The organism is Hylemonella sp. P2_B10, assembly GCF_056404875.1.
Genome location: NZ_JBFUDE010000001.1, coordinates 12,318 through 28,810 on the forward strand (window position 1 = coordinate 12,318; position 16,493 = coordinate 28,810).

A 16,493-nucleotide genomic window follows, 5' to 3' on the forward strand; every position below is an offset into this window, starting at 1 on the left:
CTTCTTCAGAGAGACAAGGGCGCTTATTCCTTGATGTCGACACCGTAGAACGTGTGCCGGCCAAACGGGCTCAGCCGGTAGTCGATGACTTCCTTGCGGATCGGGCCCAGTTGCACGGCGTGGGCGATGGTCATCCACGGTGTCTGTTCCTTGAAGATCACCTGCGCCTTTTCGTACAGCTTGGCGCGCTCGGCCTGGTTGGAGACCGTCTTGGCCTTCATGATCAGGTCTTCGAACGGCTTGTAGCAGAACTTGGCCACGTTGGAGCCGTTGGACTTGGCGGATTCACAGCCCAGCAGCGAAGCCAGGAAGTTATCCGGGTCGCCGTTGTCGCCGGTCCAGCCGAACAGCGCCGTCTGGTGCTCGCCGTTTTGCATGCGCTTGCGGTACTCGCCCCACTCGTAGCTGGTGATCTTGGCCTTCACGCCCACCTTGGCCAGGTCAGCCTGCATCAGCTCGGCAATGCGCTTGGCGTTGGGGTTGTAGGGGCGCTGCACCGGCATCGCCCACAGGTCGGTCTCGAAGCCGTTGGGGAAGCCCGCTGCGGCCAGCAGCTTCTTGGCGGCGGCCGGGTCAAAGCTGTCGTCCTTGATGGCATTGTTGTACGACCACATGGTGGGCGGGATCGGGTTCTTGGCGGCCACACCCGAGGACAGGTAGACCGCGTCCAGGATGGCCTTCTTGTCGATGGCCATGGTCACCGCCTTGCGCACGCGCACGTCGTCAAACGGCTTCTTGGTGGTGTTGTAGGCCAGGTAGCCAATGTTCAGCCCGGCCTGCTCCAGCATCTTGACGTTGGGGTCCTTGCGGATGGCGTCCAGGTCGGCCGGGTTGGGGTAGGGCATCACATGGCACTCGCCCTTTTGCAGCTTGGCCCAGCGCACCGAGGCGTCGGGCGTGATGGCGAACACCAGGTCGTCGATCTTGGCCTTGCCTTCGTAGTAAGGCGCAAAGGCCTTGTAGCGGATGACGGCGTCCTTCTGGTACTGCACCAGGTAGAACGGGCCGGTGCCGATCGGCTCCTGGTCCAGCTTTTCGGGCGTGCCGGCCTTCAGCATGGCGTCGGCATATTCCTTGGAGATGACAGCGGCGTATTCCATCGCCTGGTCGGCCAGGAAGGGCGCCTCGGCCTGGTTCAGCGTGATCTTGACGGTGTAGTCATCCACCTTGGTGATGGACTTCAGCAGCTTGGGCATGCCCATGTCGTTGAAGTACGAGTGGTTGGAGCTGGTGACCTTGAAGTAGGGGTTGTCCTCTTTCCACTGGCGCTCGAAGGTGAAGATCAGGTCGTCGGCGTTGAAGTCGCGGCTGGGCTTGAACAGCTTGTTGCTGTGCCACTTGACGCCCTTGCGCAGGTGGAAGGTGTATTCGGTGCCGTCCTTGGAGATGTCCCACTTGTGCGCCAGGCCCGGCACCACCTTGGTGCCGCCGCGCTCGAACTCCACCAGGCGGCTGTAGATCTGCGTGCTGGCGTCAAACGACGTGCCAGTGGTGTTGATGCCGGGGTAGAAGTTCTCCGGGCTGCCTTCTGAGCAGTACACCAGCGTCTTGGCCGATGCGGCCACGGGCGCCAGCGCCATCAGCGCGGGCACGGCCAGCGTGGCGATCAGCGCGCGGTGCAGGGGGAATTTCTTGCTTGCTTGATTCATGCTTGACTACTCCTTGTGGGATTGCAGGTTTTCTACTTCATGGCAGGCCACCAGCCGCCCGTCCAGCTGGCGCAACAGCGGCCGCTCCACGCGGCAGCGTTCGGTCACATGCGGGCAGCGGGTGGAAAACACGCAGCCCGCAGGCGGGTTCAGGGGCGATGGTAGCTCGCCTTTGAGCACGATGCGCTTTTTGGCCGCACCGGTGCCGACAATGCCCGGCGTGGAGGCCAGCAGCGCCTGGGTGTAGGGGTGCAGCGGGCGCGAGAAGATCACGCTCTTCTCGCCATGCTCCACGGCATGGCCCAGGTACATCACCAGCACGTCGTGGGCAATGTGGCGCACCACGCCCAGGTCGTGCGAGATGAACAGGTAGGCCAGCCCCAGCGAGCGCTGCAGCTCGGCCAACAGGTTCAGCACCTGGGCCTGGATGGACACGTCCAGCGCCGACACCGGCTCGTCGGCCACCACCAGCTTGGGGTTGAGCATCAGCGCGCGGGCGATGGCAATGCGCTGGCGCTGGCCGCCGGAGAACATGTGTGGGTAGCGGGCGTAATGTTCGGGGCGCAGGCCCACCTGGGCCAGCATGGCGCGGGCCTTGTCGGCACGCTGGGCCGGCGTGTCGTCGGTGTTGATGGCCAGCGGCGACTCCAGGATGTTGCCAATCGTCTTGCGCGGGTTCAGCGAACCGTAGGGGTTCTGGAACACCAGTTGCACCGTCTGGCGCAGCGCCTTGCGGTGGGCGGGGTTCACCGCGTCCTGGCCGTCCAGCGTCAGCTCTCCGGCGGTGGGCGACTCGATCAGCGCCACCATGCGCGCCAGCGTGGACTTGCCGCAGCCCGACTCGCCGACGATGGCCAGGGTCTTGCCCGGCTGCACGCTGAACGACACGCCGCTGACGGCCTGCAGTTCGGCGGCCTTCTGGAACATGCCGCGGCCCACCTTGTAGACCTGGCGCAAATCCTTGGCCACCACCACCGGCGCGGTGGAGGCCGTGCCGGCGCCTGCCGCAGCCGGCTGGGCTATCACCGCGCTCACAGTGCGCTCTCCAGGGCGGCGGCTTGCCGCACCGCTGGCGTATCGCCCAGCGGAAAGTGGCAGCGCACCGTGCCCGTCTGCCAATCGCGCAGGGCCGGGCGCTCGGTGCGGCAGCGCTCCTGTACGTGGGTGCAGCGCGGCGCGAACAGGCAGCCGCTGGGGCGGTCATACAGGCCCGGCACCATGCCGGGGATGGTGGTCAGCAGGCCGCTGCCGTCACTGCGCTCAGGCATGGCAGCCATCAGTGCAGCGGTGTAGGGGTGCTGCGGCGCGGCGAACAGCGCTTCAGTGCGCTGTTGCTCCATCAGCTGGCCGGCATACATCACCGCCATGCGCTGCGCCATTTCGGACACCACGCCCATGTTGTGCGTGATCAGCACCAGCGCCATGCCGCGCTGCTGCTGCAGCTCGCGCAGCAGGTCCAGGATCTGTGCCTGGATGGTCACGTCCAGCGCGGTGGTGGGCTCATCCGCAATCAGCAGCTTGGGGTTGCAGGCGATCGCCATGGCGATCATCACGCGCTGACTCATGCCGCCGGACAACTGGTGCGGGTAAGCCTTGAGCCGGCTCTCAGGCGCCGGGATGCCGACCTGCTCCAGCAGCTCGATGCAGCGCTTGTGCGCGGCCTTTTTGTCCAGGCCCAGGTGCAGCTTCAATGTCTCGGCCAATTGGAAGCCGACGGTGAAGCAGGGGTTCAGGCTGGTGGTCGGGTCCTGGAAGATCATGGCCACGTCCTTGCCGACCAGCTTGTTGCGTTCGTTGCGCGACAGCGCCAGCAGGTCGATGCCGTCAAAGCGCAGCTTGTCGGCGCGTACCTTGCCGGGGAAGGCCACCAGGCCCATCAGCGCCATCATGGTGACGCTCTTGCCCGAGCCGGACTCGCCCACGATGCCCAGCACCTCACCGGCCTCCAGGCTGAGGCTGACGCCGTCCACCGCGTGCATCACGCTGTGTTGCGACGGAAACTCCACATGGAGGTTCTCGATTTCAAGCAAAGCCATGGCTGGGCAACTCTCTACTTCAGCGTTTCAGTTTGGGGTCGAAGGCATCGCGCAGGCCATCCCCCAGCAGGTTGAAGGCCAGCACGGTGGCCAGGATCATGATGCCGGGCATGGTCACCACCCACCAGGCCCGCAGCACGAACTCGCGCGCGTCGGCCAGCATGCTGCCCCATTCGGGCGATGGCGGCTGCGCGCCCAGGCCCAGGAAGCCCAGGGCAGCCGCATCCAGGATGGCGCTGGAGACGCCCAGTGAGGCCTGCACGATCAGCGGCGCCGTGCAGTTGGGCAGGATCTCGCTGAACATCAGGCGCATGGAGCCGGCGCCGTTCATGCGCGCGGCGGTCACGTAATCCTTGGACGTTTCGCTGATCACGGCCGCGCGGGTCAGGCGCACATAGTGCGGCAGCACCACGATGCTGACCGCCAGCATGGCGTTGATCAGCCCCGGCCCCAGGATGGCCACCACCACGATGGCCAGCAGCAGGCTGGGCAGCGTGAGGATGATGTCCATCAGCCGCATGATGAAGGTCTCGAACATGCCGCGGAAAAAGCCCGCCAGCAGGCCCAGCACGGTGCCAACAAGGATAGAGATGACCACCACCGCCACGCCGATGACCAAGGACAGGCGCGAGCCGTAGATCAGCCGGGACAGGATGTCGCGGCCGATCGCGTCGGTGCCCAGCAGGTAGGCGGTGGAGCCGCCTTCCTGCCAGAACGGAGGTTTGAGGAACACCGCGTTGTTGGTCAGGTCAGGCGGGTAGGGGGCGATCAGCGGTGCGAACAGCGCCATCAGCAGCACCACCACCACCACCACCAGGCCGCCGACAGCGCCCTTGTTGGATTTGAAATAGCCCCAGAACTCCTTTGCCGGGTGGACCGGGCCGGGGGCGTGCAGGGGTGCCGAGGCGGCGCCGGGGGTCGTGCTTGCGCTGCTCATCGTTGGTGCCGAATGCGCGGGTTGATGATGCCGTAGGCCACATCCACCAGCAGGTTGATGCCCATGACCATGCTGCCCAGCAGCAGGATGCCACCTTGCAGGATGGGGTAGTCGCGCCGGTTGATGGCCTCGATCATCCACTTGCCAACGCCGGGCCAGGAGAAGATGGTCTCGGTCAGGATGGCGCCGGTGAACAGCACGCCGATCTGCAGGCCCACCACGGTGATCACCGGGATCATGGCGTTGCGCAGCGCGTGCAGCGCCACCACGCGCAGCGTGGACAGACCCTTGGCGCGCGCGGTGCGGATGAAGTCCTCGCCCAGCACCTCCAGCATGGAAGAGCGCGTCATGCGCGCGATCACCGCCAGCGGGATGGTGCCCAGCACGACCATGGGCAAGATCAGGTGCGAGACGGCGGACCAGAAGGCGCCCTTGTCACCCGCCAGCAGCGAGTCGACCAGCAGGAAGCCGGTTTGTGGTTCGATGAAGTATTTGACGTCGATGCGGCCGGACACCGGCGTCCAGCCCAGTTGCACGGAGAAAAGCAGGATCAGCAACAGGCCCCACCAGAAGATGGGCATGGAAAAGCCGGTCAACGAGACGCCCATCACCCCGTGGTCGAAGATGGAGTTGCGCCGCACCGCTGCCAGGATGCCGGCCGGGATGCCCAGGATCAGCGCAAACAGGATGGCGCACACGCCCAACTCCACCGTAGCCGGAAACAGCGCCACAAACTCGGTCAGCACCGGTTCGTGGGTGACGATGGACTTGCCAAGGTCGCCGCTGAGCACGCGGCCGATGTAGATGCCGTACTGCACCATCACCGGACGGTCCAGGCCGTATTCCTTCAACAACTTGGCGTGGCGTTGGGCATCGATGCCGCGTTCGCCGGCCAGCGTTTCTATGGGGTCGCCGGGCACCAGGCGTATCAGGAAAAACGCCAGCAGCGTCATGCCGATGAAGGTCGGGATGATCAGGCCAAGGCGCGTCAGCAGAAAGCGAAGCATGATGGGGGTAGGGGGGAAACCTGCCAGGCTTGTGGCCCGGTCGTCTTCGGCAAAGTGTGCGATTCTACCAAGGCGGGCCCAGTTCCCCGGGGCCGGCGCAGGCCCACTGCACAAGGGGAAACCCCGGGGGCATTGCGCTCAGCTCGGTTGGCGGGATCAGGCCGACACGGCACTCGGCTCCGCGGCTGTCCCCCGGCCCTTCGGGCCTCCTCCTTGATGCCGCTGCGCCGAATGCTGCATCGACCTGATCCGGCGAACCTGGTTGGCGTGCCAATGTTCTGCATTCAAGCGTGTGTGTGCCAATGAACCCGATGTCGCTGGGGCGCGTGACGGAGCGGAATCAAGGGGGAGGGCCGCAGGCCCGGAGGACATCCGCGTAGTCACGCGCACCAGTGGCGTCGGCAGCCATCAAGGGACGATGAGTTGCAAGGACGAGGAGTTTCAGCGACCTGGCCGATTGAAGGGGGCGACGGAAATGAAAAAGGCCGGCTTGCGCCGGCCTTTCAGTGCGTGAGAAGCCCTTGATTACTTCAGGTGCTTGCCGATCAGGCCGGCCATCTCGAACATGGACACTTGCACCTTGCCGAAGATTTCCTTCAGCTTGGCGTCAGCGTTGATCATGCGCTTGTTGACGGCGTCTTGCAGCTTGTTCTTCTTGATGTACGTCCACAGCTTGCTGACCACTTCGGTACGCGGCAGCGGGTTTGCACCCACGATCGCGGCCAGAGCGGCGCTGGGCGTCAGGGCCTTCATGAAGGCCGCGTTGGGCGTGCGCTTCTTGGCGGGGGCCTTCTTGGCGGCGACTTTTTTGGCGGGGGCCTTCTTGGCCGGTGCCTTCTTCGCCGGAGCAGCCTTCTTGGCCGGTGCCTTCGCGGCTACTTTCTTAGCCGGAGCTGCCTTCTTGGCAGGAGCCTTCTTTGCCGGGGCTGCCTTCTTGGCGGCAGCTTTTTTAGCCGGTGCTTTTTTCGCAGTTGCCATGGTTGATTGTCCTTCTAGAAGTTGATTAATCACCAGTGAAAAACTGCTTGTCTCCACTGGCAATGGGGATGCTACTGGAGAAAAATGCGCTTTCCAAGGGGAAAGTGAGTTTTTTCACTCTGGCGTGTTGTTTTTTTAATGCGCCGATTTGGCCGCTTTTCCCTCTGAAAACGGCACTTTTTCACATGGACGGGATTTTCACGGGCCGGGAGTGCGCCTGTTTCATCCCCTCAGAAGGCTTGTTTTCCCTCTGTAGAGGCGCTCTGCAGGGCTGCTTTTCGCTCAGCCGCGCCGCGCCGGCAGCGTGGCCAGCACCACCCCCACGATGGCGATGCCAAAGGCCAGCAGTTGCAGCCCGCCCAGGTGCTCGCCCAGCACGCCCACGCCCACGGCGGCGGCTGCCACTGGCAGCATCACCGTGAACACGCCCCCCTGGGCGGCCGGGATCACGCGCAGGCCGGTCATCCACAGCCACACCGTCCAGATGCTGGCCGCCAGCGCGTAGAACAGCAGCAGCAGCCAGATGCTGAAGCTGACGGCGGTGAAGTTGAAGCCCAGCGCCTGGTACAGCCCCAGTGGCGTCATCAGCGCAAAGCCCCACAGGTTGATCAAGGCGCTGATGCGCTTGGCGCTGAGCACGCCGGTGAGCTTCTTGGCGATGACGGCATAGGCGCCTTCGCACAGCACGGCGCCAATCACCAGCAGGTTGCCCCACAGGTTGACGCTGCCGCCGCCGTCATCGCCCGCTGCATGGGGTGGCTTGGCCAGGCCCAGCAGCGCAATGCCGCCGACTGCGCAGGCCACCGCCGCCGCCACGCGCCAGCCTATGCGCTCACGCAGGAACAGCCAGCTCAGCACCGCCACCGTGGCCGGGATGCCGGCCATGATGACGCCGGCCGACACCGCGCTGGTCATGCTGACGCCCAGCAGCATGCAGATGGAAAACAGGAAGTTGCCCAGGAAGGACTCCAGGAACAGCAGGCGGCGCGTCTGCGCCGTCATGGCTGGCTCGCCGGGCGGTTTGCGCAGCCAGGGCAGCATGAACACGGCGGCGATGCCAAAGCGCAGCCAGGCGAGCAGGAACACCGGCAGCGCCGCCGCCAGCGGCTTGGACAGGGCCACGTAGCTGCCCACCAGGGACATGCTCAGCGCGAGGCAGAAGTAGGCGACGGGGCGGCTGATGGGGGTCATGCGGGCAAGGGGGGGGGCGAAACATGGCGGCAGGTGGCCGCAAGCGCCGCATCATGCCTGAAAGCGCAGGCGCCCTGGCAGCGACCGCTTGCCGCACAATGGTGGCAACTTCTCCACCTTGCCCATGCCCGCTCAACCGCCTTGCCTTGTTTGGCTGCCCGCAGACCACCGCCTGCTGGGCGAGGACGGCGTGCCGTCCCCCTTCCTGGTGCTGGGCGACAAATACGCCCGGGCCATCACCCGCTGCAGCGGTGCACAGCCCGTGGTGTTCCCGCTGGCGTCTGCCGACCAGGTGGGCGAGCTGCTGGCGCTGGTGGACGGGGTGATGCTGACCGGCTCGCCGTCCAACGTGCACCCCTCGCACTTCGGCCAGGACGTGGCCGACCCCAGCTTGCCGCTGGACGCTGAACGCGACAGTCTGACGCTGGCCCTGGTGCGCCAGTGCGTGGCCCAGGGCGTGCCGCTGCTGGGCGTGTGCCGTGGCTTTCAGGAGATCAACGTGGCGCTGGGCGGCAGCCTGCACCAGCGCGTGCACCAGGTGCCGGGGCTGATGGACCACCGCGAACCGGCAGACGCACCGCTGGAGGTGCAATACGGCCTGAGCCACGCCATCCGCATCGCACCGGGCTCGCCGCTGGCGCAATGGGCCGGTGGCACCGAGGCCAGGGTCAACTCGCTGCACGGCCAGGGCGTGGACCGCCTGGCCGACGGCCTGCAGCCGCTGGCCCATGCACCCGATGGCCTGGTGGAGGCCTTTGCCGTGCGTGATGCGCGCGCCTTTGCCTATGCCTTTCAGTGGCACCCCGAATGGCAATGCTGGGACAACCCCCTGTACGCCGCCATCTTTCAGGCCTTTGGCGAGGCCTGCCGCGAGCACCGGCAAGCGCGTTTGCGCGCGTAGTCTGATTCGAGTCTTGGGCGCGGTTGACGGCCCGCGCGCGCGGGCTTGGCTGACACTTTTCACACGTCAGGAATTTCACTTCATATTGTGAAATTATTCGTGCTGCGCCGCCGCAAAACTTTTCATAATTCAAAATCGTCGTATCGCAAAGCGAAACGGTGTAATTAACTATTTGATTTTATTGAAAATAATTTATGTCTTGTATAAGACATAAGATGAACCATAAGTCTTGTACAAGACTAGAATTCATTCCAACGCCAGCGGATGTGCCAGCGCAAGCCCAACACCCAAGGCCACCAGGTTCCCCAGCATCACCAACCTCTAGGAGTTACGACCATGCCGCAAACACTGACCGAGCAACTGAGCCGCGAACAACAGATCGCCGCACTGGAAAAGGATTGGGCCACCAACCCGCGCTGGAAGGGCATCAAGCGCGGCTACAGCGCCGCCGACGTGGTGCGCCTGCGTGGCTCCTTCCCCATCGAGCACACGCTGGCCCGCCGCGGCGCCGAGAAGCTGTGGGACCTGTTGCACACCGAGGCGTATGTCAACTGCCTGGGCGCGCTGACCGGTGGCCAGGCCATGCAGCAGGTGAAAGCCGGCGTGAAGGCCATCTACTTGTCGGGCTGGCAAGTGGCCGCCGACAACAACTCGTATGCCTCCATGTACCCCGACCAGTCGCTGTACCCGGTGGACTCGGTGCCGACCGTGGTGGAGCGCATCAACAACACGTTCCGCCGTGCTGACGAGATCCAGCACTCCAAGGGCATTGACGCCGGCGACGAAGGCTACATCGACAACTTCGCCCCCATCGTGGCCGATGCCGAAGCTGGTTTTGGCGGCGTGCTGAACGCGTTTGAGCTGATGAAGGCCATGATCAAGGCCGGCGCCGGTGGCGTGCACTTTGAAGACCAGCTGGCTTCCGTCAAGAAGTGCGGCCACATGGGCGGCAAGGTGCTGGTGCCGACCGCCGAAGCCTGCCAGAAGCTGATCGCCGCCCGCATGGCCGCCGACGTCTGCGGCGTGCCCACGCTGGTGATTGCCCGCACCGACGCCGAAGCCGCCGACCTGCTGACCAGCGACTACGACGAGAACGACAAGCCTTTCCTGACCGGCGAGCGCACTGCCGAAGGCTTCTACAAGACCAAGAAGGGCATGGACCAGGCGATCTCCCGTGCCGTGGCCTATGCCGAGTACGCCGACCTGGTGTGGTGCGAAACCGGCACGCCTGACCTGGACTTCGCCAAGAAGTTCGCCGACGCCGTGCACGCCAAGCACCCGGGCAAGATGCTGGCCTACAACTGCTCGCCGTCGTTCAACTGGAAGAAGAACCTGGACGACGCCACCATCGCCAAGTTCCAGCGCGAACTGGGCGCCATGGGCTACAAGTACCAGTTCATCACGCTGGCCGGCATCCACTCGATGTGGTTCAACATGTTCGACCTGGCGCAAGACTATGTGAAGCGCGGCATGTCGGCCTATGTGGAGAAGGTGCAAGAGCCCGAGTTCGGCGCCCGCGACCGCGGCTACACCTTCGTGTCGCACCAGCAAGAGGTGGGCACCGGTTACTTCGACGAAGTGACCACTGTCATTCAGGGTGGCAAGTCCAGCGTCACGGCGCTGACCGGCTCGACCGAAGAAGAGCAGTTCCACTGAGCTGCTGCTGCTGACTGACTGAACACTGAACCGTTTCCTTTTGAGAGCCGCGTACAGCCTTGGGGCTGACGCGGCATTTTTTTGTGTGCCCACCCCGTTCGTGCTGAGTTTGTCGAAGCCCAGTCAAGCCAAGCTGGCGCCACGCGTACCCGGTAGGCAAGCACGCCGGGCGTCCGCATTGGTTCTCCGGGGAGCCGCGCGGTGAGAGGCCCTTCTCGCACGACCTTGGCTGGCCTCAACACTGCTTTTGGTTGAGGTGACTGCTCGTGGGCACGAATGTCCCCTGCGCCCCAATGCAGCCACCCGACGCGCCTGCGGGTCGCTTCACCTTCAGTGAGCAACAGCCGCTTCGCCACGCAGCAGAAACCCAGGCGCGAAAGCCCACTACAGCCAGCCACGACACGCGGCTGCCCGGTGCGCCTGCCAGTTGGATACGCGCGGCGCCAGCTGGACTTCAGGCGCTGGCTTCGACAGGCTCAGCCCGAACGGAGAGAGGTGACTTGCTGAATGCTAAAGTGACGCCCATGCGCCAAATCATCCTGGACACGGAAACCACCGGCCTGTCGGCCGAGAACGGTGACCGCATCATCGAAATCGGCTGTGTGGAGCTGCTCAACCGCAAGCTCACCGGCAACAACCTGCACTTTTACCTGAACCCCGGGCGCGACAGCCATGAGGACGCGATACGCATCCACGGCATCACCAACGAGTTCCTGCGCGACAAGCCCAAGTTCGAGCAGGTGGTGGAAGAGCTGCTGGCGTATGTGAAGGATGCCGAAATCATCATCCACAACGCGGCGTTTGACGTCAGCTTCCTGAACAAGGAGCTGCAACTGGTGGGCAGGCCACTGTTCAAAGGCTTTGTGGCCAACGTCATCGACACGCTGGTCATGGCCAAGGAGATGTTCCCCGGCAAGCGCAACTCGCTGGACGCGCTGTGCGACCGCCTGGGCGTGGACAATTCCGGCCGCACGCTGCACGGCGCCTTGCTGGATGCCGAGTTGCTGGCGGATGTCTACATCAACCTCACGCGCGGCCAGGACGCGCTGCTGATGGATGTGTCGGATGCCCCCTCTGGTGGGGGCGTGGTGACGCGGGTGGACCTGAGCGGCCTCAACCTGCCGGTGCTGCAAGCCAATGAGCAGGAACTGGCCGCACATGAAGAGGTGCTGGTTCAGTTGGACAAGTCCAGCGGTGGCAAGACGCTGTGGCGCATTCCCGCCGTCGCAGACGCAACTGCGGTGGCTTGAAGCGTGGCCCGTAGGCAGGCCGCAAAATCTGTGGCATAATCCAAGGCTTTCCTGGTTCAGGCAACTGAACACAGAAAAACCGGGCGGTTAGCTCAGCGGTAGAGCACTGCATTCACACTGCAGGGGTCACATGTTCGATCCATGTACCGCCCACCACGCACACACGGCACAGGCCTGCGCATCTTCACCGATGCGCAGGCCTTTGTTTTTGTCGGCCCCTGTTGACGCCCGACATAAGCCCTGCAGGGCAGGGTCAGTATGATGCGGTGCAAGCATGAAACCACCGCCATCAGCGCCGTCATTCGAATTCATTCCGCGTGAGCACCGGAGTCAATGGCTGGCGTTGGTGATGCTGTTGGTTGCGGTGGGGGCGGTGGTGGCTTACCTGGTGCACCGCGAATACCAGCTGACGCTGGCGCGCGAACGCGCCGTGCTGTCCAGCCAGACCCAGGTCATTGACGAAAACCTCAGCCAGCAACTGCTGGGTGCCAATGCCGCGCTGGACAGCGCGCGCGAGGACATGAGCATGCTGTCCGCCGTCGGTCGCGAGGCCCAGATGGCGCCACGGCTGCGTGCGTTGGCCGATGCCATGCCTGGCGTGCGCACCATGCTGGTGACGGATGCCTACGGTCGCGTGCTGGCTTCCAGCCGGGTCGAGATGATTGGGCTGGATATCGAGCAGCGGTCCTACTTTCAGCTGGCGCGCACACAGGCCGACTTCAGCCGGCTGTATGTGTCCGAGCCGTTCCAGACCATGCAGGGCGTCTTCTCGCTGAGCCTGGTGAAGGCATGGAAGGGCGTGGACGGCCGCTTTGCCGGCGTGGTGACGGCCACGCTGGAGCCCGAGTATTTCGAGGTGCTGCTGCGCTCGGTGCTCTACGCGCCCGACGTCGGCAGCTCGCTGATCCATGGCAGCGGCAAGGTGTTCACCGGCATGCCCGCGGGCAGCCGCGTGCGTGGCATGAACCTGACGGATGCCAGCGCCTTCCTGCGCCGCCACCTGGCATCGGGGGCACCCCTGAACCTGTTTGAGGGCGTGTCCACCGTGTTTGGCGAGGAGCGCATGACCGCCTTGCGCAACAGCCAGCCCCCCAGCCTGCACATGGACAAACCGCTGATCGCCGGCGTCAGCCGGCCCCTGGCCGCCGTGCTGGCGCCATGGCACCAGCTGGCGCGCCTGTACGGCACCATGTACGGCGTGCTGGTGGTGGTGGTGCTGCTGGCGGCCTACCTGCTGCAACGCAAGCAAAGCGCCCTGATCGCGTTAACGCTGGCCGCCGAGCGTGAATCGCGCGAGTACTCGCAGCGACTGAACATGGCGCTGGAAGGCGGCGACCTGGGCCTGTGGGACCTTGACGTCGCCACCGGGCTGCGCACCATCAACCAGCGCTCGCGCGAGATCGTGGGCGACGGCCCGGGCGACCTGGTGGACAACATCGGCGATTGGTACAAACGGGTGCACCCCGACGACCGGCTGCGCACGCGCGAGTTGCGGCGCGCGCACGAACGCGGCGAGACCGAGACGCTGGTGCTGGACTACCGTGTGCGCCACCGCCAGGGCCACTGGGTGTGGCTGCACAGCCGCGGCAAGGTGACGCAACGTGACGCCGCCGGCACGCCGCTGCGCATCGTGGGCACCTACCTGGACGTCAGCGAGCGCAAGACAGCCGAGGAGATGCTGCAGCACCACGCCGAGCTGTTGGCCCGCATGAGCCGGGTTTCGGGCACCGGCGGCTGGGACTATGACCTGGCCAGTGGCCGCAGCACCTGGTCGCCCGAGATGTACCGCATACGCCAGCTCGACCCCTCGGTGGCGCCGGACCAGTACCTGGTGATGGACGCCTATTTGCCGGAGTCACGCGAGCGGCTGGCGGCGGCCCGCAAGGCCGCGCTGGCGCATGGCGCGCCCTGGGACATGGACTTGCAGCTGACCACCGCCAAGGGCGAGGTGATCTGGGTGCGCTCGCAGGGCGAGGCAGTGGTGCGCGGCGGTCAGATCGTGGGCCTGACCGGCACGCTGCGCAACATCAACACCAGCAAGCAGGCACAGATCGACCTGGAGATTGCCAACCAGAAACTGGAGCACCTGGCGTTGTCCGACGGCTTGACGGGCATTGCCAATCGGCGCCTGTTCGACCAGACGCTGCAAAGCGAGTGGCTGCGCTGTGCCCGTGCCGGCCGGCCGCTGGCGCTGCTGCTGATCGACATCGACCACTTCAAGCTGTTCAACGACCACTATGGGCACGCCGGCGGGGACCAGTGCCTGCAGCAGGTGGCCAGGCTGCTGACCGGCTGCGCCCAGCGCACGGGCGACATTGTGTGCCGCTTTGGCGGCGAGGAGTTCGCCATCCTGTTGCCTGATGCTGGCCTGGACAATGCGCGCTCCGTCGCCCAGGCCTGCCTGGATGCGGTGCGGGAGGCGGGTATCGCCCATGCTGCCTCTCCCCTGGGGCCGTGCTTGAGTTTCAGCGTTGGCGTGGCCAGCGTGATGGCCGACCGCGCGCGCTTTGCGCAGGCGCTGGTGGAGCGCGCCGACGAGGCGCTGTACCGCGCCAAGGCCAATGGCCGCGCGCGCTACGAGCTGCACGAGGATGCGCTGTAGGCACTCGCGCCGCTGGCGCGCCTGCCTACCTACTTCGGCGCCGCCAGGTTGCGGTTAAAGAACTCTTCCACCAGGTGCTGCATGTGCATGGTGTTGGACGGCTTGGACAGCCCGTGCTTGGCACCCGGGTAGGTCATTAGCTGGAACGGAATGCCGCTCGTCTGCAGCGCGTCCATCAGCTGCGTGGAATTGGTGAACAGCACGTTGTCGTCCGCCATGCCGTGGATCAGCAGCAGCGGCGAGCGCAGGCCGTCCAGGTGAGTGAACACGCCGCTTTGCTTGTAGCCCTCGGCGTTGTCCTGCGGGCGGTCGATGAAGCGCTCGGTGTAGTGGGTGTCGTACAGGCCCCAGTCCGTCACCGGCGCACCGGCCGCGCCGGCGGCAATGCGGTCGGAGCCGGCGGCCAGCAGCCGCAGCGTCATGAAGCCGCCATAGCTCCAGCCGAACACGCCTATGCGTTTGGCATCCACAAACGGCTGCTTGGCCAGCCAGTCCACGCCGGTCAGCTGGTCTTGCACCTCGTGTTTGCCCAGGTTGCGGTAGATCACGTCGGTGAAGGCGCGCTCACGCCGGGCCGTGCCACGGTTGTCCAGCCGGAACACGATGTAGCCCTGCTGCGCCAGGTACTGGTCGAAGAAGGCGCGCTTCCAGCGCCGCTGCACGTCCTGCGCGCCCGGGCCGCCGTAGACGGAGATGAACACCGGGTACTTGCGGCTGGCATCAAAACCCAGGGGCTTCATCAGGGAGTAGTACAGCGTCTGCCCGTCGGCCGCCTTCATGCTGCCGAACTCGGTCGGCCTGTGGGCATCGCGGTATTTGGCGTAGGGATGGCTGGCGTTGAGCTCGTTGCGCTCCAGCCAGGCCAGCCGCGTGCCGTCGGGCTTGTGGATGCTGACCTGCGGTGGCGTGTCGTTGTCGGAAAAGGTGTCCACAAAGGCCTCGCCCTTGTCGGAGAAGCTGGCCTCGTGCCAGCCGTCGGCGTGGGTGATGCGCTGCGGCTTGTCGGCGCTGCTGCCGTCCAGCGCGAGCGCGTAGACCTGCTTGTCGGTGACGGCGTCGCGATTGGCATCCACATACACCTTGCCCGCTGCCTCGTCCACCGCCAGCAGGCCGTCCACGCCCCATTCGCCGCGCGTGATGGGGTGCAGCAGTTTGCCGGTCAGGTCATACAGGTACAGGTGGTGGCGTCCGCTGCGCTCGGACTCCCAGATGAAGGCGCTGCGGCTCTTCAGGAAATGCGGTGCCTTCAGGATGTTGACCCAGGTCTTCGCGGTTTCGGTGATCAGCACCTGCTGGCGCAGCGTGGCCGGGTCCACATCCACCAGGTCCAGGCGCTTCTGGTCGCGCGTCTGGCGCTGGAACATCAGGTGCTTGGCGTCAGCGCTCCAGTCCGCGCGCACCAGGTAGATGTCGCGCTCGGCGCCCAGGTCCACCGCACGCGGCTCGCCGCCGGTGGGCGACACAATGGACAAACCGACCAGCACGTTGGCCGCGCCGGCGGCGGGGTAGCGTTGCTCCACCACGTCGGTGCGGTTGGCCTGGATCTCGAAGCGCCGCACCATGGCCACTGGCGCCTCGTCAAAGCGCTTGAAGGCGATGGCCGAATCGTCCGGTGCCCACCAGTAGCCGCTGGACTGGTGCATCTCCTCCTGGGCCACAAACTCGGTCTCGGCGTTGTGGATGGTGCCGCCGCCGTCGCGCGTCAGCTGGCGCTCGGTGCCGGTGGCCAGGTCGATGACGCACAGGTTCTGCCCGCGCACGAAGGACACGTAGCGGCCCTTGGGCGAGATTTTCGGGTCCAGCAGGTCGCCCGAGGCCACGCGGCGTGGCTTGTCGGGCTGCGCGGTGTCCACCAGGTACAGCGCCTTGCCCAGCGGGATCAGCAGCTGTTTGCCGTCCATCGACCAGCTGTAGCTGTTGATGCCGCGGTAGGCGGCTGTGCGCGAGCGTTCGCGCCGGGCGCGCTCGGCGTCTGACAGCTCCTCTTTCGGCGCCAGCGCGGCGCTGTCCACCAGGCGGCGGGCTAATTTGTCGTGCAGGTTGTATTCCCACAGGTCGGTCTGGAAGCGGTCGGTATCCCGGCCGCGCAGGAAGGTGACGCGTTGGCCATCCGGCGCCATTTTCAGGCCGCGCACGGTGGTGCCCGACAGGGCAGGGTCTGCGTTGATGCGCTCAATGGTCAGGCGTTCGGCAAGGGCGGGGAGGGTGGTGGCGGCGAGCAAGATGGGGAGCAGGAAACGCATGGACGGGACGGGACGGATTGTGGTGCGGGGCACTATAGCGCAA

Annotated in this window: 12 protein-coding genes and 1 tRNA gene; 5 read left to right on the plus strand and 8 right to left on the minus strand. The window is 65.2% G+C overall.

Annotation, left to right across the window (positions count from 1 at the left end; genetic code table 11):
- Positions 1 to 23: 23 nt before the first annotated feature.
- From AC1DX2_RS00050 to AC1DX2_RS00080, 7 genes are all read right to left on the minus strand, one after another.
- A complete protein-coding gene (locus AC1DX2_RS00050) occupies positions 24 to 1,649 on the minus strand; it encodes an ABC transporter substrate-binding protein (RefSeq protein WP_477194237.1) in 1,626 nt (541 codons plus the stop codon).
- 6 nt (positions 1,650 to 1,655) lie between these two features.
- Positions 1,656 to 2,684: a peptide ABC transporter ATP-binding protein gene (locus tag AC1DX2_RS00055; RefSeq protein ID WP_477194238.1), complete on the minus strand. Its 1,029-nt coding sequence runs from the start codon at positions 2,682 to 2,684 to the stop codon at positions 1,656 to 1,658.
- Positions 2,681 to 3,685 (minus strand): ABC transporter ATP-binding protein, encoded by a 1,005-nt coding sequence (locus AC1DX2_RS00060; protein ID WP_477194239.1) that lies wholly within the window; start codon positions 3,683 to 3,685, stop codon positions 2,681 to 2,683. Before AC1DX2_RS00060 ends, AC1DX2_RS00055 begins: the two co-directional genes overlap by 4 nt.
- A gap of 19 nt (positions 3,686 to 3,704) precedes the next feature.
- Complete coding sequence (locus AC1DX2_RS00065; RefSeq protein ID WP_477194240.1) at positions 3,705 to 4,622, minus strand: ABC transporter permease subunit; 918 nt, start codon at positions 4,620 to 4,622, stop codon at positions 3,705 to 3,707.
- Positions 4,619 to 5,629, minus strand: a complete 1,011-nt coding sequence (locus AC1DX2_RS00070; protein WP_477194241.1) for an ABC transporter permease subunit — start codon at positions 5,627 to 5,629, stop codon at positions 4,619 to 4,621. Before AC1DX2_RS00070 ends, AC1DX2_RS00065 begins: the two co-directional genes overlap by 4 nt.
- A 525-nt stretch (positions 5,630 to 6,154) precedes the next feature.
- Positions 6,155 to 6,607, minus strand: a complete 453-nt coding sequence (locus AC1DX2_RS00075) for an SWIB/MDM2 domain-containing protein (RefSeq protein WP_477194242.1) — start codon at positions 6,605 to 6,607, stop codon at positions 6,155 to 6,157.
- A 282-nt stretch (positions 6,608 to 6,889) separates the two neighbouring features.
- A complete protein-coding gene (locus AC1DX2_RS00080) occupies positions 6,890 to 7,798 on the minus strand; it encodes a DMT family transporter (protein ID WP_477194243.1) in 909 nt (302 codons plus the stop codon).
- Between the two features lie 124 nt (positions 7,799 to 7,922).
- Here AC1DX2_RS00080 and AC1DX2_RS00085 point away from each other — a divergent pair, with 124 nt between their 5' ends.
- From AC1DX2_RS00085 to AC1DX2_RS00105, 5 genes are all read left to right on the plus strand, one after another.
- Positions 7,923 to 8,699 (plus strand): gamma-glutamyl-gamma-aminobutyrate hydrolase family protein, encoded by a 777-nt coding sequence (locus AC1DX2_RS00085; protein ID WP_477194244.1) that lies wholly within the window; start codon positions 7,923 to 7,925, stop codon positions 8,697 to 8,699.
- Between the two features lie 336 nt (positions 8,700 to 9,035).
- Positions 9,036 to 10,355 (plus strand): isocitrate lyase, encoded by a 1,320-nt coding sequence (aceA, locus tag AC1DX2_RS00090; protein ID WP_477194245.1) that lies wholly within the window; start codon positions 9,036 to 9,038, stop codon positions 10,353 to 10,355.
- 524 nt (positions 10,356 to 10,879) lie between these two features.
- Positions 10,880 to 11,605: a DNA polymerase III subunit epsilon gene (gene dnaQ / locus AC1DX2_RS00095; protein WP_477194246.1), complete on the plus strand. Its 726-nt coding sequence runs from the start codon at positions 10,880 to 10,882 to the stop codon at positions 11,603 to 11,605.
- Between the two features lie 81 nt (positions 11,606 to 11,686).
- Positions 11,687 to 11,761: transfer RNA gene (locus AC1DX2_RS00100), tRNA-Val, on the plus strand.
- Between the two features lie 193 nt (positions 11,762 to 11,954).
- Entirely contained in the window at positions 11,955 to 14,207 is a 2,253-nt protein-coding gene (locus AC1DX2_RS00105) for a diguanylate cyclase domain-containing protein (protein WP_477194247.1), read from the plus strand.
- 29 nt (positions 14,208 to 14,236) lie between these two features.
- Here the strand turns inward: AC1DX2_RS00105 and AC1DX2_RS00110 are convergent, their stop codons facing one another.
- The gene (locus tag AC1DX2_RS00110; protein WP_477194248.1) at positions 14,237 to 16,450 is read right to left on the minus strand and encodes a S9 family peptidase; all 2,214 of its coding nucleotides are present in this window, start codon (positions 16,448 to 16,450) and stop codon (positions 14,237 to 14,239) included.
- Between the last annotated feature and the right edge of the window lie 43 nt (positions 16,451 to 16,493).